At 63.4% G+C, this 22,660-nt stretch carries 21 protein-coding genes; 5 read left to right on the plus strand and 16 right to left on the minus strand.

The features are described 5' to 3' along the window. Positions 1 to 202 precede the first annotated feature (202 nt). Entirely contained in the window at positions 203 to 1,024 is an 822-nt protein-coding gene (locus K2O50_RS08120; protein ID WP_050706611.1) for an ion transporter, read from the minus strand. Positions 1,025 to 1,189: 165 nt separating this feature from the next. On the opposite strand from K2O50_RS08120, the gene K2O50_RS08125 reads away from it, so the two are divergent. Then, the gene (locus tag K2O50_RS08125) at positions 1,190 to 1,963 is read left to right on the plus strand and encodes an RHS repeat-associated core domain-containing protein (protein WP_082337807.1); all 774 of its coding nucleotides are present in this window, start codon (positions 1,190 to 1,192) and stop codon (positions 1,961 to 1,963) included. Here the strand turns inward: K2O50_RS08125 and K2O50_RS08130 are convergent. The 6 genes from K2O50_RS08130 to gcl form a co-directional block, all read right to left on the minus strand. Then, on the minus strand, positions 1,956 to 2,822 hold the full coding sequence (locus tag K2O50_RS08130; protein ID WP_220689985.1) for an urea transporter: 867 nt from the start codon (positions 2,820 to 2,822) through the stop codon (positions 1,956 to 1,958). The two genes, K2O50_RS08125 and K2O50_RS08130, sit on opposite strands and share 8 nt — an antisense overlap. A 183-nt stretch (positions 2,823 to 3,005) precedes the next feature. Then, positions 3,006 to 4,421, minus strand: a complete 1,416-nt coding sequence (gene pyk, locus K2O50_RS08135) for a pyruvate kinase (protein ID WP_050706609.1) — start codon at positions 4,419 to 4,421, stop codon at positions 3,006 to 3,008. Continuing rightward, positions 4,418 to 5,692 (minus strand): glycerate kinase, encoded by a 1,275-nt coding sequence (locus tag K2O50_RS08140; protein WP_028692834.1) that lies wholly within the window; start codon positions 5,690 to 5,692, stop codon positions 4,418 to 4,420. Before K2O50_RS08140 ends, pyk begins: the two co-directional genes overlap by 4 nt. Positions 5,693 to 5,909: 217 nt before the next feature. Then, positions 5,910 to 6,803 carry a 2-hydroxy-3-oxopropionate reductase gene (locus K2O50_RS08145; protein ID WP_050706606.1) on the minus strand — a complete coding sequence of 298 codons (894 nt, stop codon included), beginning with the start codon at positions 6,801 to 6,803 and terminating at the stop codon, positions 5,910 to 5,912. 177 nt (positions 6,804 to 6,980) lie between these two features. After that, on the minus strand, positions 6,981 to 7,763 hold the full coding sequence (gene hyi, locus K2O50_RS08150) for a hydroxypyruvate isomerase (RefSeq protein ID WP_050706605.1): 783 nt from the start codon (positions 7,761 to 7,763) through the stop codon (positions 6,981 to 6,983). A 54-nt stretch (positions 7,764 to 7,817) separates the two neighbouring features. After that, positions 7,818 to 9,593: a glyoxylate carboligase gene (gene gcl / locus K2O50_RS08155; protein WP_050706604.1), complete on the minus strand. Its 1,776-nt coding sequence runs from the start codon at positions 9,591 to 9,593 to the stop codon at positions 7,818 to 7,820. A 257-nt stretch (positions 9,594 to 9,850) separates the two neighbouring features. On the opposite strand from gcl, the gene K2O50_RS08160 reads away from it, so the two are divergent. Next, entirely contained in the window at positions 9,851 to 10,291 is a 441-nt protein-coding gene (locus tag K2O50_RS08160) for a heme-binding protein (RefSeq protein ID WP_028692837.1), read from the plus strand. A gap of 121 nt (positions 10,292 to 10,412) precedes the next feature. On the opposite strand, the gene K2O50_RS08165 is transcribed toward K2O50_RS08160, so the two are convergent. Then, positions 10,413 to 11,024 carry a TetR/AcrR family transcriptional regulator gene (locus tag K2O50_RS08165; protein ID WP_050706603.1) on the minus strand — a complete coding sequence of 204 codons (612 nt, stop codon included), beginning with the start codon at positions 11,022 to 11,024 and terminating at the stop codon, positions 10,413 to 10,415. A gap of 132 nt (positions 11,025 to 11,156) precedes the next feature. On the opposite strand from K2O50_RS08165, the gene K2O50_RS08170 reads away from it, so the two are divergent. Continuing rightward, positions 11,157 to 12,071, plus strand: a complete 915-nt coding sequence (locus K2O50_RS08170) for a DUF808 domain-containing protein (protein WP_062574707.1) — start codon at positions 11,157 to 11,159, stop codon at positions 12,069 to 12,071. 92 nt (positions 12,072 to 12,163) lie between these two features. Here the strand turns inward: K2O50_RS08170 and K2O50_RS08175 are convergent, their stop codons facing one another. The 7 genes from K2O50_RS08175 to puuE form a co-directional block, all read right to left on the minus strand. Then, positions 12,164 to 12,946, minus strand: a complete 783-nt coding sequence (locus tag K2O50_RS08175; protein WP_050706601.1) for an outer membrane protein OmpK — start codon at positions 12,944 to 12,946, stop codon at positions 12,164 to 12,166. A gap of 350 nt (positions 12,947 to 13,296) precedes the next feature. Further along, positions 13,297 to 14,082: an outer membrane protein OmpK gene (locus tag K2O50_RS08180; protein ID WP_023629830.1), complete on the minus strand. Its 786-nt coding sequence runs from the start codon at positions 14,080 to 14,082 to the stop codon at positions 13,297 to 13,299. 141 nt (positions 14,083 to 14,223) lie between these two features. After that, a complete protein-coding gene (locus K2O50_RS08185; RefSeq protein WP_028692843.1) occupies positions 14,224 to 15,579 on the minus strand; it encodes a nucleobase:cation symporter-2 family protein in 1,356 nt (451 codons plus the stop codon). A gap of 194 nt (positions 15,580 to 15,773) precedes the next feature. After that, positions 15,774 to 17,093 (minus strand): urate hydroxylase PuuD, encoded by a 1,320-nt coding sequence (locus K2O50_RS08190; protein WP_050706599.1) that lies wholly within the window; start codon positions 17,091 to 17,093, stop codon positions 15,774 to 15,776. A gap of 56 nt (positions 17,094 to 17,149) precedes the next feature. Further along, a complete protein-coding gene (locus K2O50_RS08195) occupies positions 17,150 to 17,653 on the minus strand; it encodes an ureidoglycolate lyase (protein ID WP_050706598.1) in 504 nt (167 codons plus the stop codon). Positions 17,654 to 17,700: 47 nt separating this feature from the next. Beyond that, positions 17,701 to 18,216: a 2-oxo-4-hydroxy-4-carboxy-5-ureidoimidazoline decarboxylase gene (uraD, locus tag K2O50_RS08200; RefSeq protein WP_028692845.1), complete on the minus strand. Its 516-nt coding sequence runs from the start codon at positions 18,214 to 18,216 to the stop codon at positions 17,701 to 17,703. Continuing rightward, positions 18,216 to 19,142 carry an allantoinase PuuE gene (puuE, locus tag K2O50_RS08205; protein ID WP_028692846.1) on the minus strand — a complete coding sequence of 309 codons (927 nt, stop codon included), beginning with the start codon at positions 19,140 to 19,142 and terminating at the stop codon, positions 18,216 to 18,218. Before puuE ends, uraD begins: the two co-directional genes overlap by 1 nt. A gap of 378 nt (positions 19,143 to 19,520) precedes the next feature. Here puuE and uraH point away from each other — a divergent pair, with 378 nt between their 5' ends. Continuing rightward, entirely contained in the window at positions 19,521 to 19,874 is a 354-nt protein-coding gene (gene uraH / locus K2O50_RS08210) for a hydroxyisourate hydrolase (protein WP_050706597.1), read from the plus strand. A 274-nt stretch (positions 19,875 to 20,148) separates the two neighbouring features. On the opposite strand, the gene K2O50_RS08215 is transcribed toward uraH, so the two are convergent. After that, entirely contained in the window at positions 20,149 to 21,498 is a 1,350-nt protein-coding gene (locus K2O50_RS08215; RefSeq protein ID WP_050706596.1) for an NCS2 family permease, read from the minus strand. 358 nt (positions 21,499 to 21,856) lie between these two features. On the opposite strand from K2O50_RS08215, the gene K2O50_RS08220 reads away from it, so the two are divergent. After that, positions 21,857 to 22,612 carry a GntR family transcriptional regulator gene (locus K2O50_RS08220; protein WP_028692849.1) on the plus strand — a complete coding sequence of 252 codons (756 nt, stop codon included), beginning with the start codon at positions 21,857 to 21,859 and terminating at the stop codon, positions 22,610 to 22,612. Positions 22,613 to 22,660 lie beyond the last annotated feature (48 nt).

Raw genomic sequence — 22,660 nt, forward strand, 5'->3', positions numbered from 1 at the left:
GGTTCAAAGGGTTGGCGCTTTGCCAGCGACTATAGCGGGTGGCTTTGCGTGGGTTAAAGAACAAAACGGTCTTTGGTTATGTCGTTGTCAGTGCCGGCCTCTTCGCGGGTAAACCCGCTCCCACAGGTATAGAGCAGCTCTTGAATACTGCGATATCCCTGTGGGAGCGGGTTTACCCGCGAAAGGGCCAGCACAGGCAGCCTCACTGCTTGGGAAACAACGCATTGCCACAGCGCGAACAGAACGCCGCGCCATGCTCATGGTGGTGCTTGGCACAGGTCGGGCAGTCATGCTGCAACTGCTCGCCGCGCAGGGCATTGGCCAGCTCGGCGGTGAAGATCCCGGTGGGCACGGCGATGATCGAGTAACCGGTGATCATCACCAGCGATGACAGCACCTGCCCCAGCGGCGTCTTCGGCACGATATCGCCGAAGCCCACGGTGGTCAGGGTGACGATGGCCCAGTAGATCCCTTTGGGGATACTGGTAAAGCCGTGCTCCGGCCCTTCGATCACGTACATCAATGTGCCGAATACCGTGACCAGGGTCGACACGCTGACCAGGAACACGATGATCTTCTGCTTGCTGCCCTGCAGCGCCGCCAGCAGGTAGTGGGCTTGCTTCAGGTAGGGGCTGAGCTTGAGCACGCGGAAGATCCGCAGCATGCGGATAACGCGGATCATCAGCAGGTACTGGGCGTCGCTGTAGTACAGGGCGATGATCCCGGGGACGATCGCCAGCAGGTCGACCAGCCCGTAGAAGCTGAAGGCATAGCGCAGCGGCTTGGGCGAGCAGTACAGGCGGGTGATGTACTCGGCGAGGAAGATCGCCGTGAAACCCCACTCGATGCCGGCCAGCAGCCCGGCGTAGTTCTGGTGAACATCGTCGATGCTGTCGAGGATCACCGTGACCAGGCTGGCGAGGATGATCAGCAGGAGGATCTTGTCGAAGCGACGCCCGGCGACGGTGTCGGTCTGGAAGACGATGATGTAGAGGCGTTCGCGCAGGGAGGGCGGGGTGGACATGGGGCGGGTTCCGAAAGCGTGAACAGCAAGCGTAGAAGGTTGCTGCCGTTGGTTGCAACGTCTTGAGCCGCCAGGGCGGCCTGGTAGAAATGCCAGTTTTGCGACTTGCCGGGTTGGCGCACCATGGGCCTGAAAAGCAACCTACCTGGAGATGGAGTTCTTGGCATGTCTGAGCGGATCAATGATTTGAAGGTGCCCGCCTGCGCGCTGCTTCAGTGTGATCTGGCAGGTTCAGTGTTGAGCGCACACGGAACGGCGCAGCGAATGCTGAGCTACACGGCCTATGGATACTTGGCTGACCCGGTGCGCAAGGGCGCGGTTGGTTTCAATGGGCAGTTGCTGGAAGGTGACGTGCACGGCTATCTGCTGGGGAATGGACACAGGCTCTATTATCTACCGTTTATGCGTTTTTCAAGCCCAGACGCCCTCAGTCCATTTGGAGAAGGGGGGCTAAATGCTTATGCCTATTGTGAAGGTGAGCCGGTTAACAACTTTGATCCTGATGGGAAATTCAGTATCAAGAAATTGTTTTTTGGGAAAACAGATCTTACTAAGAAGATGAAATATGCCGGGATTTCAAGCGATTTGAAACCTTACCTGAAAGCACGCTTGAATCTAGGTGAAACAGTCGAGTTCTATCACGCGGGCAAGGATAGAAAAGGTGGGGTGGACTTCAGAATGATCGGGGGCAAGGCCATCACTAGGCTGCGACCTAAGGAGGTTTCTGGTTCTGAGGAGTTTTATCGGAAGGGGGATTTATTTATCATTAATCCTACCGATCAAACATATGGGTTGATGCGCGGCCTTGGGTTTAAACCGGCCCCGGAAGGACCGATTCCAGAAGTAACTGGTACTGCTTCAAAACAAGATTTTGTATATTCGCGCGATTTGACCTATGTTCAGGATAAAATGGGGGCGAATCGTAATAATTCTAAGTGATTTGAGGTATGCGCTTACTTGTCTTTATGAGTGTCATGATTAGGTTCAGGAGCCAGCAAGCAATCACGAACGGTGCAGTCAACCCGGCAATGGGCAACAACTTGAACAGCGGCTGCAACAGCAGCGCCAGTGCAATCGCCAGTAGGGGTACCCAAGGCTTCTCACCCTGGCGACTGAAGGCCAGCGCGGCCAGCGTCGCATTGAAGCCATACAGTCCCAGCCAGGCCCCTTGTGCCTCGCCCGCCAGCAACGCGACACCACCACCGATGGCCGAGCCGATCAGCGCCCAGGTGGCGGCATAGGGATTGGCGAAGTACATGCCGATGACAATCAGCAGGCCGGCCATGGGCTTGTCGAGCAGGAAGATCTGCCCCACGCCGCCCAGCAGGGCGTACACCGGATCGGCCTCGACATAGCTATTGGCCGACGGCTCGGCCAGCAGCAAGGTGGCCCAGCCCAGCAGCACGAAGGGCGCGGTGTAGGCGACCAGCAGCTTGCCGCCGCGCTTGCGCCACTGGTGGGTGAGCATGCTCGACAGGCCGCCGACGGCGATGATTAGCGGCGGCAGGATCGCCGACCAAGGCAGCACGGCGCTGATCAGGATGCCGATCAGCACGCCGTTGTAGCAGTACAGCCCGGCCTGGCGGTCGGCGCGGTCGTAGCCACGACGCTGGGCGGTGAGCAGGCCGGCGAGGGCGCCGAGCAGGGCGCCGCCGACCAGGTTCGGCGCGGTCAGCAGGATGGCCAGCAGGCAGCACAGGCCGCACAGGGGATTGCGCAGCAGCAGCACCTGGCTGAAGCCGTTGAGCAAGGCCGTGGCCCAGTCGGGGCACGGGTTAACGAAATTCTTGGTGTACATGGGCAGTCGGCAAGGTGAGTGGGGGAGCGGTGGGCCTCTTTGGGCCTCGGTTTTCCGCAGGTTCGGTGCATCGGGAGGGCTTTGCCCTCCTTTCGCGGCACAAGGCCGCTCCTACAAGGGATCGCGGTCTCCTGTAGGAGCGGCCTTGTGCCGCGAAAGGGGCGCAGAGCGCCCCCGGCGATCTCAAACCAAGGTCTCGATCCGCAAGGTGTTAGTCGAACCCGGCTTGCCGAAAGGCACACCGGCGGTGATCAGCAGCGTGTCGCCACGGCTGGCCATGCCTTGTGCCTGGGCGATCTCCAGCGCGGTGGAGACCACCTCGTCGACCTGGCGCAGGCGGTCGTTGACCACCGAGTGCACGCCCCAGGTCACGCTCAGGCGGCGCGCCGTATTGAGGTTCGGCGTCAGGTTGAGGATCGGCGCCCGTGGCCGCTCGCGGGCGGCGCGCAGGGTGGAATTCCCCGACTCGCTGTAGTTGACCAGCACCGCCACCGGCAGGATGCCGCTGATGCGACGGATCGCGCAGCTGATGGCATCGGACACCGTGGCTTCGGCCTTGGGCCGGCCGACGTCGAGCTGGGCCTGGTAGTCCGGGCCGTTCTCCACCTGGCGGATGATCTTGCTCATCATCTGCACCGCTTCCAGCGGATAGTCGCCCGAGGCGGTCTCGGCTGACAGCATCACCGCATCCGCGCCTTCGGCCACGGCGTTGGCCACGTCGGTGACTTCGGCGCGGGTCGGGGCCGGGGAGAAGCGCATCGATTCGAGCATCTGGGTGGCCACCACCACCGGCTTGCCCAGCTGGCGGCAGGTGCCGATGATGCCTTTCTGGATCTGCGGCACGCTCTCGGCCGGCACTTCCACGCCCAGGTCGCCACGGGCGACCATGATCGCGTCGGACAGCTCGGCGATGGCCTGCAGCTGCTCGACCGCCGAGGGCTTCTCGATCTTGGCCATCAGGTAGGCGCGCTCGCCAATCAGCTGGCGCGCCTCGACGATGTCTTCAGGACGCTGGACGAACGACAGCGCTACCCAGTCCACGCCAAGCTCCAGGCCGAAGGCCAGGTCGCGGCGGTCCTTTTCGGTCAGCGGGGAGAGGTCCAGCACCGCCTGGGGCACGTTGACGCCCTTGCGGTCGGACAGCTCGCCACCGGCCAGCACTTCGGTGTCGATGGCGTCGCCGTGCTTGGCGGTGACGCGCAGGCGCAGCTTGCCGTCATCCAGCAGCAGGTCCATGCCCGGCTCCAGCGCGGCGATGATCTCCGGGTGCGGGAGGTTGACCCGGCGGCTGTCGCCCGGGGTCTTGTCCAGGTCCAGGCGCAGGGCCTGGCCGCGTTGCAGCTGGACCTTGCCGTCGGCGAAACGACCGACCCGCAGCTTCGGACCCTGCAGGTCCATGAGGATGCCCAGCGGGTAGTTGAGCTGCTGCTCGACTTCGCGGATCCACTGGTAGCGCAGGGCGTGGTCGGCGTGCTCGCCGTGACTGAAGTTGAGGCGGAAGATGTTCACCCCGGCCTCGACCAGTTGGCGGATGTCATCGATGCCTTTGATCGCAGGCCCTAGGGTGGCGAGGATTTTGACTTTTTTATCAGGCGTCATGATTGCGGAGTCTCGAGGATCAGGATGGCACGGAAGTCGTTGACGTTGGTGCGGGTCGGCTCGGTGACGATCAGCGCGTCGAGCGCGGCGAAGTAGCCATAGCCATTGTTGTTGTCCAGCTCATCGCTGGCCGACAGGCCCAGGGCCTCGGCGCGAGCAAAGCTGTCCGGGGTCATGAAGGCGCCGGCGTTATCCTCCGAGCCGTCGATGCCGTCGGTGTCGCCGGCCAGGGCGTACACGCCCGGCAGGCCCTTGAGGCTTTCGGTAAGGCTGAGCAGGAACTCGGCGTTGCGTCCGCCACGGCCATTGCCGCGCACGGTGACGGTGGTCTCGCCGCCGGAGAGGATCACGCAGGGGGCCTTGAGCGGTTGGCCGTGCAGGACGATCTGCCGGGCGATGCCGGCATGCACCTTGGCCACCTCGCGCGACTCGCCCTCCAGGTCGCCGAGGATCAGCGGGCTGAAGCCGGCCTGGCGGGCTTTCACCGCGGCGGCCTCCAGCGACTGCTGGGGCCTGGCGATCAGCTGGAAGTGGCTGCGGGCCAGGGCCGGATCATCGGCCTTGACGGTTTCGGAGGCCGGGTTGTTGAGCCAGTCGATGACGGCCTTGGGCGCGTCGATGTTGTAACGCTTGATGATCGCCAGGGCGTCGGCCGAGGTGCTTGGGTCGGCCACGGTGGGGCCGGAGGCGATGACCGTGGCGAGATCGCCCGGCACGTCGGAAATCGCGTAGGTGTAGACGGTGGCTGGCCAGCAGGCCTTGGCCAGGCGGCCGCCCTTGATCGCCGAGAGGTGCTTGCGCACGCAGTTCATCTCGCCGATGGTGGCGCCGGATTTCAGCAGGGCCTTGTTGATCTGCTGCTTGTCGGCCAAGGTCAGGCCTTCGGCGGGCAGGGCCAGCAGGGCCGAGCCGCCGCCGGACAGCAGGAAGATGACGCGGTCGTCTTCGCTCAGGTTGCTGACCAGGTCGAGCACGCGCTTGGCCACGGCCAGGCCGGCGGCATCGGGGACCGGGTGGGCGGCTTCGACCACCTCGATCTTCTGGCAGCTGGCGCCATGGCCGTAGCGGGTGACCACCAGGCCGGAGACTTCGCCCTGCCAGCTTTTCTCGACCACTTCGGCCATGGCGGCGGCGGCCTTGCCGGCGCCGATGACAATGACCCGGCCGCTACGGTCGGCGGGCAGGTGGGGTTCGAGGACCTGGCGGGGGTGGGCGGCGGCGATGGCTGTGTCGAACAGCTCGCGCAGGAGTTTTTGTGGATCGACCGACATGGCAGGCTCCCAGATTCTTGTTGTTTTGCACAATCGAAAACGCCCCTGGAACTGCCTCCGTGCAGGCTGAACCAGGGGCGGGTGTTGCTCGGTTTCACCTGATGGGCCTGTGGTTGCAGGTTCATCGGTGTTGGCTTCTTCGCGGGGCAAGCCCGCTCCTACACGGACCACGCATTTCTGTAGGAGCGGGCTTGCCCCGCGAAGAGGCCGGTACAGGTTATTTCTCGTCGCGGATCGAGAAGTTGGCCATGTGCTCCAGGCCCTTGATCAGCGCCGAATGGTCCCAGTTGCCGCCGCCCAGCGCCACGCAGGTGCTGAACACTTGCTGGGCGTTGGAGGTGTTGGGCAGGTTGATGCCCAGTTCCTTGGCGCCTTGCAGGGCCAGGTTCAGGTCCTTCTGGTGCAGGTTGATGCGGAAGCCCGGGTCGAAGGTGCCTTTGATCATGCGCTCGGCGTGTACTTCGAGGATCTTCGACGAGGCGAAGCCGCCCATCAGCGCTTCACGCACCTTGGCAGGGTCCGCGCCGTTCTTGGCGGCGAACAGCAGCGCTTCGCCGACGGCCTGGATGTTCAGGGCGACGATGATCTGGTTGGCCACCTTGGCGGTCTGGCCGTCGCCGTTGCCGCCGACGCGGGTGATGTTCTTGCCCATGGCTTCGAACAGCGGCAGGGCGCGCTCGAAGGCTTTCGGGCAGCCGCCGACCATGATGCTCAGGGTCGCGGCCTTGGCGCCGACTTCGCCGCCGGACACCGGTGCGTCCAGGTAGGCGGCGCCGGTGGCCTTGATCTTCTCGGCGAAGGCCTTGGTGGCGGTGGGGGAGATCGAGCTCATGTCGATCACCACCTTGTTCGGGCCGACACCTTCGACGACGCCGTTCTCACCGAACAGGACGCTCTCGACCTGCGGGGTGTCCGGGACCATGACGATGATGAACTCGGCTTCCTGGGCCACTTCCTTCGGGTTGGCCAGGGCCACGGCGCCGGCGGCGATCAGGTCGGCCGGTGCTGCGTCGTGGTGGGTGGAAACGAAGATGCTGTGACCTGCCTTTTGCAGGTTCTGCGCCATGGGCTTGCCCATGATGCCGGTGCCGAGGAAACCGATTTTAGCCATGAGAGTTCTGCCTCTTTGTATTTGTATGAACAGGCGACCAGGCCCCTGTAGGAGCGGCCTTGTGCCGCGAAAGGGGCGCGCAGCGGCCCCACGATTTCGGCCATTTCAGCGATTGCCGGGGGCTGCTGCGCAGCCCATCGCGACACAAGGCCGCTCCTACAGGAACCGTGTGCATCCTTAGATTGCGTTGTGGGTCTTGAGCCAGCCCAGGCCCGCCTCAGTGGTGGTCTTGGGCTTGTACTCCGCGCCCACCCAGCCCTGGTAGCCGATGCGGTCCAGGTGCTCGAACAGGAAGCGGTAGTTGATCTCGCCGGTGCCCGGCTCGTGGCGGCCCGGGTTGTCGGCCAGCTGCACGTGGTTGATCAGCTTCAGGTTGGTTTCCAGGGTGCGCGCCAGGTCACCTTCCATGATCTGCATGTGATAGATGTCGTACTGCAGGAACAGGTTGTCGCTGCCCACCTCGGCCTGGATTTCCAGGGCCTGTTTCGTGGTGTTCAGGTAGAAGCCCGGGATGTCGCGGGTGTTGATCATTTCCATGACCAGGCGGATCCCGGCGGCCTTGAGCTTGTCGGCGGCGTAGCGCAGGTTTTCCACGAAGGTCTTGCGCACGGTGGCGCAGTCCAGGCCTTCGGGGCGGATGCCGGCCAGGGCGTTGACCTGGGTGTTGCCCAGTACCTTGGCGTACTCGATGGCCTTGTCGACGCCGGCGCGGAACTCCTCGACGCGGTCAGGATGGCAGGTGATGCCGCGCTCACCCTTGGCCCAATCGCCGGCGGGGAGGTTGAACAGCACCTGGGTCAGGCCGTGGGCGTCGAGCTGCTGCTTGATCTCGGCGGCGCTGAAATCGTACGGGAAAAGGTATTCGACACCGCTGAAACCAGCGTCGGCGGCGGCCTTGAAGCGGGCCAGGAAGTCCTGTTCGGTGAACAGCATGGACAGGTTGGCGGCGAAGCGAGGCATAAGTCGTCTCCTTGCGTTGAAGACCCCCGCGCAAGGCGCGGGGGCGTCAGGCGATCAGTCCAGCAGCGAGATGGCGGTCGGCGCGTCGTTGCCGACCAGGGCGAGGTCTTCGAACTCGTTGACCGCGTTGATCTCGGTGCCCATGGAAATGTTGGTCACGCGCTCGAGAATCACTTCGACCACCACCGGCACGCGGAACTCTTCGGCCATCTTCTGCGCCTTGAGCAGGGCAGGGGCGATGTCGGCCGGTTCGAACACGCGGATGGCCTTGCAGCCCAGGCCTTCGACCACGGCGACGTGGTCGACACCGTAGGTGGCGGCGTCGGTGGCGTTGATGTTCTCGAATGCCAGTTGTACACAGTAATCCATGTCGAAACCACGCTGGGCCTGGCGGATCAGGCCGAGGTAGGCGTTGTTCACCAGCACGTGGACGTACGGCAGGTTGAACTGCGCGCCCACCGCCAGTTCTTCGATCATGAACTGGAAGTCGTAGTCACCGGACAGCGCGACGACCTTGCGCTTCGGATCGGCCTTGACCACACCGAGGGCGGCCGGGATGGTCCAGCCCAGTGGGCCGGCCTGGCCGCAGTTGATCCAGTGGCGTGGCTTGTACACGTGCAGGAACTGCGCGCCGGCGATCTGCGACAGGCCAATGGTGCTGACGTAGCAGGTGTCCTTGCCGAACACCTGGTTCATCTCTTCATACACGCGCTGCGGCTTGACCGGCACGTTGTCGAAGTGGGTCTTGCGCTGCAGGGTGGCCTTGCGCTGCTGGCAGTCTTCCAGCCAGGCCTTGCGGCACTTGAGCAGGCCTGCGGCTTTCCACTCGCGGGCTACTTCCAGGAACACGTCCAGTGCCTTGCCGGCGTCGGAAACGATACCCAGGTCCGGGGTGAATACGCGGCCGATCTGGGTCGGCTCGATGTCCACATGCACGAACTTGCGGCCTTCGGTGTAGACGTCGACGGAACCGGTGTGGCGGTTGGCCCAGCGGTTGCCGATGCCGAACACCAGGTCGGACTTGAGCAGGGTGGCGTTGCCGTAGCGGTGCGAGGTCTGCAGGCCGACCATGCCGACCATCAGTTCGTGGTCGTCCGGGATGGTGCCCCAGCCCATCAGGGTCGGGATTACCGGCACGCCGGTCAGTTCGGCGAACTCGACCAGCTTGTCGCTGGCGTCGGCGTTGATGATGCCGCCACCGGCCACCAGCAGTGGGCGCTCGGCGTCATTGAGCAGGGCCAGGGCTTTCTCGGCCTGTACGCGGCTGGCTTGTGGCTTGTGTACTGGCAGCGGCTCGTAGGCGTCGATGTCGAATTCGATCTCGGCCATCTGTACGTCGAACGGCAGGTCGATCAGCACTGGGCCCGGGCGGCCGGTGCGCATTTCATAGAAGGCTTTCTGGAAGGCGTAGGGCACCTGGCCTGGTTCCAGGACGGTGGTTGCCCACTTGGTCACCGGCTTGACGATGCTGGTGATGTCGACGGCCTGGAAGTCTTCCTTGTGCAGGCGTGCGCGCGGTGCCTGGCCGGTGATGCAGAGGATCGGGATGGAGTCGGCAGAGGCGCTGTACAGGCCGGTGACCATGTCGGTGCCGGCAGGGCCGGAGGTGCCGATGCACACACCGATGTTGCCCGGGTTGGCGCGGGTGTAGCCCTCGGCCATGTGCGAGGCACCTTCGACGTGGCGAGCGAGGACGTGATCGATGCCACCGACTTTCTTCAGGGCCGAATACAGCGGGTTGATGGCAGCCCCCGGAATGCCGAACGCGGTATCTACACCTTCACGGCGCATGACCAGAACGGCTGCATCGATTGCTCTCATTTTGCTCATGGTTTGTGCCTCATCGATTTTGTAATTGTATACAACTTGTGTTGCGGCAGAGTGTATTCATGCTCGGCGCAAAAGGTCAATCCATTTTCGTCGGCGGCGTTGACTGAGCGGTCATTGGGCGATGAGGCGGCATTTCGTCGCACTTGGCAGGATTGATTCAAATAATTGTATACAAAGCGTGTCTTCGTTGTGTTCTATTCTGTCTACTGGTTTTCAACTGCCCTCAGGGCTTCTCACAACAAGAAGAGGACCTTTTCATGAACGCATTGACCCTCAAAGACGCTGTCGGCGTGGTGAACGCCGCGCTGGCCGCGGGCCGCAAGATCAACGCCGCGCCGCTGACCGTGGCGGTGCTGGATGCCGGCGGGCACTTGCTGGCGCTGCAGCGCGAGGATGGCGCCACCCTGCTGCGTCCGCAGGTGGCCATCGGCAAGGCCTGGGGCGCGGTGGCCCTGGGCAAGGGCTCGCGCCTGCTGGCGCTGGATTCGCAGCAGCGGCCGGCGTTCTATGCCGCGCTGAACGGGCTGGGCGAGCGGCCGGTGGTGCCGGTGCCGGGCGGGGTGCTGATCCGTGATCGGGACGGCAAGGTGCTGGGGGCTGTCGGGATCAGCGGGGATACCTCGGATATCGACGAGCAGTGCGCGATCAGTGCGATCGAAGAGGTGGGGCTGACGGCGGATGCGGGGGTGGCCGCCTGATTCTCTATTGACGCTGCTGGCCCTTTCGCGGGTAAACCCGCTCCACAGGTTCATCACAATGTCGAAGGTTGTGGTGATCCTGTGGGAGCGGGTTTACCCGCGAAGGGGCAAGCGCGTTGGTTCAGGCCGTCTCGGGCTCGCAGCCCTTCAACACCAGGCGGATGATGGTCTCCGCCGCCGCGTCATAGTCGCTGTCGGCCAGCTTGGCCTTGCCGGTCACCACGGCGATCTGCCAGTCGAAATCCGCGTAGGTCTGCGTCGCCGCCCAGATGCTGAACATCAGGTGGTGCGGATCGACGTGGGCGATCTGGCCGCGCTCGATCCAGCGCTGGATGCACTCGATGTTGTGGCGGGCCTGCTCGTTGAGCTGCTCGACCTGGCGCGGCGACAGGTGCGGCGCGCCATGCATGATCTCGCTGGCGAACACCTTGGAGGCGTGGGGCAGGTCGCGGGAGATGCGGATCTTCGAGCGGATGTAGGCGCTGAGCACCTCTTTCGGATCGCCGTCGGCGTTGAACGGCGTCGAGGCCTGCATGATCGGCGCGATGATGCTCTCGAGCACCTCGCGGTAGAGGTTTTCCTTCGACTTGAAGTAGTAATACACGTTCGGCTTGGGCAGGCCGGCCTTGGCCGCGATGTCGCTGGTCTTGGTGGCGGCGAAGCCCTTGTCGGCGAATTCTTCACTGGCCGCGCGCAGGATCAGTTCCTTGTTGCGCTCGCGAATGGTGCTCATTGTCAGGGGTCTTCCTGTTGTCTGGCCCCCTGCAATGGGGTCCGGCATGGTAGCACCCGCCCGGACGAGCGCTCAAGGCAGCGTCTTTGGGCTAGAATCCCGGCCATACGAACCTACTGGAAACATTTTGACATGGCAGGAAGCAGCTTACTGGTATTGATCGACGATATCGCTACGGTACTCGACGATGTCTCGTTAATGACCAAGGTCGCGGCAAAGAAGACCGCAGGGGTGCTGGGTGATGACCTGGCGCTCAACGCCCAGCAGGTCACCGGCGTGCGCGCCGAGCGCGAGATCCCGGTGGTGTGGGCGGTGGCCAAGGGCTCGCTGGTGAACAAGGCGATCCTGGTGCCGGCGGCGCTGTTGATCAGTGCGTTCATTCCCTGGGCGGTGATTCCGCTGCTGATGGTCGGTGGCGCCTACCTGTGCTTCGAGGGCTTCGAGAAGCTGGCGCACAAGTTCCTGCACAGCAAGGCCGAGGATGAGGCGCAGCACGAGGCGCGCAAGGCGGCTGTGGCGGACGAGCAGGTCGACCTTGTGGCTTTTGAGAAGAGCAAGATCAAGGGCGCGGTGCGCACCGATTTCATCCTCTCCGCCGAGATCATCGCCATTACCCTGGGCACCGTGGCCGATGCGCCGTTGAGCCAGCAGATCATCGTGCTGTCAGGGATCGCGATCGTCATGACCCTGGGGGTGTATGGCCTGGTGGCCGGCATCGTCAAGCTCGATGACCTGGGGCTGTGGATGACCAAGAAAGCCTCGGCGCTGAGCCAGGCGGTGGGCAACGGCATCCTGCGCGCCGCGCCGTACATGATGAAGAGCCTGTCGGTGATCGGCACCGCGGCGATGTTCCTGGTCGGCGGCGGCATCCTGGTGCACGGCATCGCGCCGCTGCATCACGCCATCGAGGCGTTCAGCGAAGGGCGGGGCGGGGCGTTGACCGGGGCGCTGCTCAATGGTGTGGCAGGGGTGATTGCGGGGGCGGTGGTGCTGGCGGTGGTGAGCGTCGTCGGCAAGCTGTGGCAGGCGCTACGCCCTGCGCATTGAGTAGCGCAGGGGCGTGGGAGCGGGCTTGCCCCGCGATAGCGATCGCGGGGCAAGCCCGCTCCCACGTCAGACAGAGCCTGAGCGCTGTGTGATCAGAAGTGCACTTTCACCAGGAAGCTCATGGTGTTCTGATCGGTGGTAAAGGCATCGCTGTCCTTGATGCCGTACTTGTTCTTCCAGTAGTCGTACTCGATACCCACGTACAACTGCTTCTCGCCCAGGTGCAGCGCCTTGCCCAGGTCGTACTTGACCTGCGGGTTGAAGTGCAGGTTGGCCTGATAGGTGCCGCGACGGTTCTCGTCGTTGTCGACCACCCAATCCATGAAACCGTCGATCAGGATGTCGGACGAGCCCACGGGGATGGTGTAGGACCAGACCGGGGTGATCTGCCAGACATTGTCGCCCGGACGGCTGCCGTCGGTGGTGCGCTGGTAGAAGTTCAGCTGGAAGTAGTCGAAGCCGGGGATGGCCAGGTCGAAGCCGGGGCCGATCAGGTACGACTCGGTGTCACCTTCGCCGAACTCGTAGGTCATCGCCAGCAGCACGTCCTTCACCGGGCCGAACTCAATCTTCTGGTCGAAGATCTTGCCGAACGACAGGCGTGGGCTGAACTCGCCGTAGTAGGTGTTGGGGCCGTTGTTGGCGTCCTTCTTGCCCTGGTAGAAGATCTTGTCGAGGAAGAAGAAGTTGTCGCCGTACTTCCACGCATCGGCGTGCTCGAAGGTCACGGTCTGCTGGATCTCGGGGTTGACCTTGAAGTTCTTGCCCCACAGGTAGGTCAGGCTGTTGTTCTGCCATTGCAGCAGGTCGCCGGCTTGGCTGGCGCCGCAGGCCAGCAGGCCACCGGCGAGGATCAGGCTATTAACGGTACGCATTGCGAGTGTCGCTCCCTTGATTGGATCTGTTGTCAGCGCTCGGGCGCTGTTCTTGTCTTTTGGGTCAGCTTTTTTCAATTGGCCACAGCTGTTTGGCAAGAGCTGCGCCAACTTTTCCACGTTGGGCACAACCATCCTGCTCGACGTCTTTCTGAACGGATGAAATGGGTATTTCACGCTGGCAACACGTTGGCCAACCGCCCGGAAACATTGACTGAGCGGTCAGCAAACGCGGGCGGGATCCTTCCCGCCCCGATCGAGGGGGCGCGCAGATTACTCACTTGCGCGCCGGGCCTCAAGTGCTCCGTCCTGGAGCACGGTGGTGAAAATTTGGGCGTTCGGTCAGTTTTTCAGAAGTGCACCTTCACCAGGGCGCTGGCCACGCTCTGGTTGCTGTCCACGTTGCCGTGGCTGTCGATGCCGTACTTGTCCTTCCAGTAGCTGTATTCGAAGCCGACGTAGAGCTGCTTGGCACCCAGGTTCAGGGCCTTGCCCAGGTCGTACTTGACCTGCGGGTTGAACTGCAGGTTGGCGTGGTAGGTGCCGCGACGGGTCTGGTCGTTGTCGACCACCCAGTCGATGTAGCCGTCGATCAGGATGTCGGACTTGCCCACCGGGATGGTGTACGACCAGGCCGGGGTGATCTGCCAGACGTTGTCGCCGGGGCGGCTGCCTTCGGTGTTGCGCAGGTAGAAGTTCAGGGTGAAGTAGTTGAAGCCGGGCACGTTCAGGTCGAAGCCGGGGCCGATCAGGTAGGCCTCGTTGTCGCCCTCGCCTCGTTCGTAGGTCATGGCCAGCAGCACGTCCTTGATCGGACCGAAGGCCAGGTTGCGCTCGAAGATCTTGCCGAACGACAGGCGCGGGCTGAATTCGCCGTAGTAGGTGGTCACGCCTTTGCCGGGGTCGGCCTTGCCGTTGTAGAAGATCTTGTCGACGAACAGGAAGGTGTCGCCGTACTTCCACTTGTTGGCATGTTCGAAGGTGATGGTCTGCTGGATGTCGGGGTTGACCTTGAAGTCCTTGCCGTACAGGTAGGACAGGCTTTCGCCGTGCCATTGCAGCCATTCGCCGGCGTGGGCGGGGAGGGTGGCCAGCAGGCTGCTGCCCAGCAGGACGGACGTGGTGATGCGCTTCATGTTGTGATTCCCGGACTTATTGTTTTTGTAAGGGCTTTTTCGGCGCGCAAGCGCCCCGGGCGGCCCATTCCGGCGGGCCGACGGTCCAGCGTTACCGCGTGGTTGGAACGGGGCGGCCGGCACGGCGCCGCCCCTGGTCACTCAATGCTGGTGACAGGCATCGTTGTGCGCGGCGCGGTCGGCGCCGCCGAGGATGTTGAACAGCAGGTTCAACACCAGGGCGCTGAGGGTGGCCATGGCGATGCCACTGTGGGTGATGGGCTCCATCCACTGTGGCATCTGCGCGAAGAACTCCGGCCGCACCACCGGGATCAGGCCGAAACCGACGCTGACCGCGACCAGCAGCTGGTTGCGCCGGTCGGCGATATCCGCTTCCTGGAGGATCTTGATCCCGGTGGCGGTGACCATGCCGAACATGGCGATGGACGCGCCGCCCAGTACCGCAGGTGGGATCGAGGCGATCAGGAAGGCCGCCTTGGGCAGCAGGCTGAGCAGGATCAGCAGCGCGCCGGCCATCACCGTGACGTAGCGGCAGCGAACCCCGGTCATCTGCACCAGGCCGATGTTCTGGGCGAACGAGGAGTGGGTGAAGGTGTTGAAGAAACCGGCGATGAACGACGCGCCAGCGTCGCACAGCAGGCCGCGTCGCAGCATACCCGGCGTGACTTCACGATCGGTCACCTTGCCCAGGGCGAGGAACATGCCCGTGGACTCGACGAAGATGATCACCACCACCAGGCACATCGACAGGATCGGCGCCAGGCTGAAGGTCGGCATGCCGAAGTGCAGGGGGGTGACCACCTGCAACCACGGCGCCTCGCTCAGGCCAGACAGGTCGACCATGCCGATGGAACCGGCGAGCACATAGCCCAGGCCCATGCCCACCAGTACCGACACATTGACCCAGAAACCGCGCATGAAGCGGTTGATCAGCAGGATCACCGCCAGAACCAGGCCGGCGACCATCAGGTAGATCGGCGCGCCGAAGGCTTGCGCCTCATGGCCGCCGCCGGCCCAGTTGACCGCCACCGGGAACAGCGACAGGCCGATGGAGGTGATGACCGTGCCGGTCACCAGCGGCGGGAAGAAACGCACGACCTTGGACATGAACGGCGCGATCAGCATGCCGAAGAACCCGGCGGCGATGGTCGCGCCGAAGATCCCCTGCAGGCCGACACCGGGCATGCCGGCCATGGCCACCATGCTGCCGACCGCGGCGAAGCTGGCGCCCATCATGACGGGCATGCGGATGCCCACGGGGCCGATACCGAAGGATTGGATGATGGTGGCAACGCCGGCGACCAGCAGGTCGGCGTTGATCAGGAAGGCGACTTCTTCGCGGGACAGGCCCGCCGCCTGGCCGATGATCAGCGGCACCGCGATGGCGCCCCCGTACATCAGCAGAACGTGTTGCAGACCCACCAGGATCAGCTGGAACAAGGGCAGGGGCTGTCGTGGCGGCGCAACAGGGATGTACGCCTTGGGTGACTCGGACATGCAGCACCTCGAGTTTTGTTTTTATTCTCGGATCCAAGCGGGCGGCTTCATGTGGCAGGCTCCGGTGAAGGAGGCTGGGGACCCGCGTGAAGCCGAACGCTCGATGCTTGCTTGTTACGTAGAGCTTGGAAGCGAGGCCGGGAGTACCGGCCTCATCGCGGGGCAAGCCCGCGCCCACGCAGTCGTGGGGTGTATCAGTTGACCCGCGCGCCGTTGGCGATCCAGTCGCCGACCAGCTTGCGCTCCTCGACGGTCATCTGGGTGATGTTGCCTAGCGGCATGATCTGGCTGGCGACGGCCTGCGCCTGGATGCGCGCGGCCTGGGCCTGGATCTGCTGCGGGGTGTCGAACATCACGCCGCCAGGAGCGGCGCTGAACAGCGGGCTGGTCGGCTTGGCCGAGTGGCACACGGTGCAGCGTTCCTGGATGACGGTGTGGATCTTGTCGAAGCTGCCGGTGGCCGCCTGGGCCGTGGCCTGGGCTGGTTCCGCAGCCGGTGCCTGGGCAGGCTTGGCGGCCTCCTCGGCGCGCAGCTCGGCGGCGGTCTTGCCACCGACGGCGGTGGCTGGCAGCGGCTGGTACTCGACCTTGGCGGCGGCTTGTTCCGGGGCGGTCGGCAGCGGCTTGGGACCGGTCACGTAGGCCAGGCAGATCATCGCCAGGGCACCGACGGGCAGGGTCCAGGCGTACTTGTTGCTGTCGTGGCGGGTGTTGAAGTAGTGACGGATCAGTACTGCGGCCACCGCGATCCCGGCCAGGATCAGCCAGTTGTACTGGCTGCCGTAGGTGCTCGGGAAGTGGTTGCTGATCATGATGAACAGCACCGGCAGGGTGAAATAGTTGTTGTGGCGCGAACGCAGCAGGCCCTTGGCCGGCAGTACCGGGTCGGGGGTCTGGTTGTTCTCGATCGCCGCCACCAGCTGGCGCTGGGCCGGCATGATGATGCGGAACACGTTGCCGACCATGATGGTGCCGATGATCGCGCCGGTGTGCAGGTAGGCGCCACGGCCGCTGAACACCAGGCTGAAGCCCCAGCAGGCGGCGATGATCAGCACGAACAGCACGGCGCCCAGCAGGGCCGGCTGCTTGCCCAGGGGCGAGTCGCACAGGAAGTCGTAGATGAACCAGCCGGCAACCAGCGAACCGATACCGATGGCCACGCCTTCGGCACCGCTCAGGGTACTGCCGGGCGCCAGCAGGTAGAGGCTCGGGTTCCAGTAGAACACCACGCACAGCAGGGCGATCCCGGACATCCAGGTGAAGTAGGCTTCCCATTTGAACCAGTGCAGGTTCTCGGGCATTTTCGGCGGCGCGAGCTTGTATTTCTCCAGGTGGTAGATACCACCGCCGTGGATGGCCCAGAGGTCACCCGACAACCCATCGCGCGGGTTGCTTCGGTTCAGGTGGTTCTCCAGCCAGACAAAGTAGAACGATGCACCGATCCAGGCGACACCGGTGATCATGTGAACCCAGCGAATGCTCAGGTTCAGCCATTCGTGAAGGTGTGCTTCCACAGTATGTACCTCTCGCCGGCCACCCTCAGGGCGGACCTTGGATGACCGACCTTTTCTTATTGGTGGGGATTGAGGATCAACATCTGTTCCTCGGGGAAGTAATGCTCATCGCAGTTGTTGCCAGAACCACTGCGATCAACCACCAGGAAGTCATCCCGCTTTTCGATCGTCAGCACCGGGTGGTGCCAGACGCCGCGATGGTAATTAACGCCCTGCCTGCCATTGCTGCGGAAGGCTCGGACCAAGCCTGATACAGGTGCATCGCCAACTGGCGCGACCACGATCAGAAAGGGGTTGCCGAGCAGCGGGATGAAAGCCTGGCTGCCCAGCGGATGGCGTTCCAGCATGCGTACGGTCAGCGGCATGTCCAGCGCGTCGGCGCGGAAGATGCTGATGATCGCCTTGTCCTCGGGCTCGGCGGTCTCGACCGTGGCGAGCTTGTGGAAGCGCATGGTCGAGCCGTTGTTGATCATGAAGTGGTCGCTGCCGTCGGTTTCGATCACGTCACCGAAGGGGGCGAAGGCTTCTTTGCTCAGGGGCTCGATCATCAGGGTGCGCATGCGGGTCTCTCTTATATGTTCGTTGTACTGAAAAGTTCGGCTGTCGCTTACAGCTGCAGCAGGCGGAACAGGGCGATCAGGTTGATCTGCGCCAGGGCTTCCTTGAACTCGGCATCCTGGTCGTTGTGGATGCGCTTTTCGAAGGCGGCGAGGATCTGGTGCCGGTTGCTGCCCTTGACCGCCATGATGAACGGGAACTGGAACTTGGCCTTGTAGGCGTCGTTCAGCTCGGTGAAGCGGGCGAACTCCTCGGCGGTGCACTGGTGGATGCCGGCGCCGGCCTGTTCATTGGTGCTCGACTCGGTCAGCTCGCCCTGGATGGCGGCCTTGCCGGCCAGGTCCGGGTGAGCGTTGATCAGTGCCAGTTGCTCGGCATGGCTGGCGCTGAGCAGGATGTCGCTCATGCGCTGATGCAGCGCCTCGATCTCGTCCAGCTCGGCCAGCTGGCCCAGGTCGTAGGCTTTCTCGGCGACCCACGGCGAGTGCTCGTAGATGTCGGCGAAGGCAGCGACGAAGGCGGCGCGCTCGAGGGTGGAAGGCTTGAGGGTCTTGAAGGCGGTCATCAGGCGTTCTCTTTCTTGTACGGGTGGGTGGCGTGCCAGTGGCGGGCGATGTCCGCGCGACGGGCGAACCAGACCTGCTCGTGGCTCTTGGCGTAGTCGACGAAGCGCTTGAGCGCGGCCAGGCGCGCCGGGCGGCCGACCAGGCGGCAGTGCAGGCCGATCGAGAGCATCTTCGGTGCCTCGGCGCCTTCGGCGTAGAGCACGTCGAAGGCGTCCTTCAGGTACTGGAAGAACTGCTCGCCGCAGTTGAAACCCTGGACCTGGGTGAAGCGCATGTCGTTGGTGTCCAGGGTGTAGGGGATCACCAGGTGCGGCTTGTCGGTCGGGTTGTTCGGTTCCCAGTAGGGCAGGTCGTCGTCGTAGGTGTCGCTGTCGTAGAGGAAGCCGCCTTCCTCCATCACCAGGCGCCGGGTGTTCGGGCCGGTGCGGCCGGTGTACCAGCCCACGGGGCGCTCGCCGGTGATCTCGGTGAGGATGCGGATGGCCTCGAGCATGTGCTCGCGCTCTTGCGCTTCGTCCATGTACTGGTAGTCGATCCAGCGGTAGCCATGGCTGCAGATCTCGTGGCCGGCCTCGGCCATGGCGCGGATCACGTCGGGGTGGCGCTGGGCGGCCATGGCCACGGCGAAGATGGTCAGTGGCACGCCGCTGTCCTTGAACAGCTTGAGCAGGCGCCAGACGCCGGCGCGGCTGCCGTATTCGTACAGCGACTCCATGCTCATGTTGCGCACGCCCTGCAGCGGCTGGGCGGCGACCATTTCGGAAAGGAACGCTTCGGACTCCTTGTCGCCGTGCAGGATGTTGCGCTCGCCACCTTCTTCGTAGTTGAGCACGAAGGACAGTGCAATGCGGGCATTCCCCGGCCATTGCGGATGAGGTGGGTTGTTGCCGTAACCGATCAGGTCGCGTGGGTAGTCAGCGCTCACTGCAGTCTTCCTTCTTGTTCGTTAATGCGGTGGGTGGGGCGGGCCGCGTCGGGATGTCGCACCACCGGATGGGCTTATTGTATACAACTTCTGAAATCTTTTGTAAGCCTGTTTTTCCGCATTTCTTCCCATTTGTCGCGTAAGAATGGCTTGCAAGAAACCTGCCTGATTGGTCAACTAATGCCAAGGACGGCGGCATGGCGCGTGTCTTTGCGACTGGCGGCCTGTTCTGTGGAGGTTGCGCGGGAGGGGATAAAAAATTGTGTACAATTTATCGGTAAACTGTCTTAATGACGTCATTCCCGCACGCCGCAGGCCCCGTGCCCGGTGATTGCCGTGTATTTTTTGCCCACGCATACGACAAGAGGCGACAAGCAAATGGGACGATTGACCACACACGTACTGGACGCCGCGCATGGCTGCCCGGGCAGCTCGATCAAGGTCGAGCTGTACCGCGTCGAAGGCCAGCAGCTGGAGCTGGTGAACACCGCCCTGACCAACAGCGATGGCCGCGTCGACGCGCCGTTGCTGCAGGGCGACGACTACCGCACCGGCGTCTATCAACTGCAGTTCAGCGCCGGTGACTACTACCGCGCCAAGGGCGTGAAGCTGCCGGGCACCGCGTTCCTCGACGTGGTCGTGCTGCGCTTTGGTATCGACGAGCAGCAGGAGCACTACCACGTGCCGCTGCTGATCTCGCCGTACAGCTATTCGACCTATCGTGGAAGCTAGTTGGTCGCTAGAAGAATCTTCGTAGGTCCTTGGCCCGCTCTCACACTGGCGGGCTTTTTTTCGCCTGCTTTTTTACATCTCGGGTGCGACCTGCCCTGTAGGAGCGGCCTTGCGCCGCGAATGGGCTGCGTAGCAGCCCCGGCAATGTTGCATGATGCCCAGATCCTGGGGCCGCTGCGCAGCCCATTCGCGGCGCAAGGCCGCTCCTACAGGGGATCGTCATTAACAGGCAAAAAGAAAGGGCGCCGAGGCGCCCTTGGTTGTTGCTGTGGAGTCAGAGGAATACGAACTTGGCAATGAAAATCAGGCACAGCACCCAAAGGCTCGCCGAGATCTCCTTGTACTTGCCGGTCCCGGCCTTCAGCGCCACATAGCTGATGAAGCCCAGGGCAATGCCGTCCGCCACCGAGAAGGTCAGCGGCATCATGATCACCGTGACGATCGCCGGAATGCTGTCGGTGGCTTCGTCCCACTCGATATGCGCCATGCTGCCCATCATCAGCATCGCCACGTAGATCAACGCGCCGGCGGTGGCATAGGCCGGAATCATCCCGGCCAGCGGGGCGAAGAACATCGCGGCAACGAACAGCACGCCGACCACCACGGCCGTCAGGCCGGTACGCCCACCCGCCGCCACGCCCGCGGCACTTTCCACGTAGCTGGTCACCGGCGGCACGCCGACCACCGCGCCGAACACGCTGGAGGTACTGTCGGCCTTCAGCGCCCGCGACAGGTTCTCGATGCGTCCGTCCGGCGCCACCAGGTTGGCACGCTGGGCCACGCCCATCAGCGTGCCGGCGGTGTCGAACATGTGCACGAACAGGAACGCCAGCACCACGCTGATCATGCTGACGTTGAACACCCCGGCCACGTCCATGGCCATCCAGGTCGGCGCCAGGCTCGGCGGCATCGACATCACCCCGCCGAACTTGACCAGGCCCAGGCCCCAGCCGGCCAGGGTGACGCCGATGATGCTGATCAGGATCGCACCGAACACCCGCTTGTAGCTGAGAATGGCGATCGACAGGAAGCACACGGCCGCCAGCAGCGGGCCGGGCTCATGCAGCGAGCCCAGCTTGACCAGGGTGGCCGGGCTGTCGACGATGATGCCGGCGGTCTTCAGGCCGATCAGCCCGAGGAACAATCCGACGCCGGCCCCCATGGCATGGCGCAGGCTTACCGGGATGCTGTTGAGCAGCCACTCGCGCACCCGCGAAACGGTCAGGAACATGAACAGCACGCCCGAGACGAATACCGCCCCCAGCGCCGTTTCCCAGTTGTAGCCCATGGTGCCGACCACGGTGTAGGTGAAGAAGGCGTTGAGCCCCATGCCCGGCGCCAGGCCCACCGGCCAGTTGGCATACAGGCCCATCAGCAGGCAACCCAGCGCGGCGGCGATGCAGGTGGCGACGAATGCCGCACCGTGGTCGATGCCGGCGTCGGCCATGATGTTGGGGTTGACGAAGATGATGTAGGCCATGGTGATGAAGGTGGTCACCCCGGCGATCAGTTCGGTCCTGACGGTCGTGCCGTGTCGCTTGAGTTTGAAAATCCGCTCCAGCCAGCCCGATTCGAGCGGTGGGGCGAGATCCAGCGTAGGTGCTTCGGATTTGCGGCTTTCCACAGCGAGTACTCCTCAAGTCTTTCTTGTTGTTCGAAGCCTGGTCCTGAGCCGATGCACTTGGGGGCTTCGCGAGGGAGGGTGTGGCAGACGTCCGACCATTTTGTTGACTTATGGGTCAGGAAGTTGCTCGCAGGATTATGCTTTTGTGTACAAATAAAGCAAATAATGTTTTATCTTTTGTGCGTACAAACGGTCGTACAACGGCTATATAGGTAAAAGGCCACCTGCAGAAACGGGTCAGCCTGTGTACAATGGCGCCATACCTTGGCCCATTATCTTCTTTCCGGACTTGCCATCCCCCCGTCGACGGGCATTACAGTCACGGTCCGACTGGCAGATCCCTTGTGCTCGAGCGCCCATGAACGAACAGCTGCAACCTCTGAAAAAACCTGCGCGTACCGGCAAGGCCGGTCGCAGCGGTACCCAGGACGACATCGTCTACGCGCACATCTTCGAGGCGATCCTCGAGCAGCGCCTGGCCCCGGGCACCAAGTTGAGCGAGGAAGCACTGGGCGAGATCTTCGGCGTCAGCCGCACCATCATCCGCCGCGCGCTGTCGCGCCTGGCTCATGAAAGCGTGGTGCTGCTGCGGCCGAACCGCGGCGCGGTGGTGGCCAGCCCTACGGTGGAAGAGGCGCGCCAGGTGTTCTTCTCTCGGCGCATGGTCGAGCGCGCCATCACCGAACTGGCCGTGCAGCACGCCACCGCCGAGCAGCTCAACGAACTGCGCCAGATGGTCCGCGAGGAGCGCGACAGCTTCTCCCGCGGGGACCGCGGCGCCGGTATCCGCCTGTCCGGCGAGTTCCACCTCAAGCTGGCCGAGGCCGCAGGCAATGCGCCGCTGGTGAGCTTCCAGCGCAGCCTGGTGTCGCAGACCTCGCTGATCATCGCCCAGTACGAAAGTGGCAACCGCTCGCACTGCTCGTACGACGAGCACATGCAACTGATCGACGCCATCGAGGCCCGTGACGCCGAACAGGCGGTGAGCCTGATGATGCACCACATGGACCATATCGACAGCAAGCTCAACCTCGACGAGGAGAGCGCCTCGGACGATCTGCACGCGGTGTTCTCGCACCTGCTGAAAAAGCCCAAGGCCACCGCCAAGGGTTGATCGTTTGCCTGCATGAACCAGGGGCCGCTTTGCGGCCCCTGGTCGTTT

It is taken from the genome of Pseudomonas sp. 2hn (assembly GCF_019646095.1).
Classification (GTDB): Bacteria; Pseudomonadota; Gammaproteobacteria; order Pseudomonadales; family Pseudomonadaceae; genus Aquipseudomonas; species Aquipseudomonas peradeniyensis.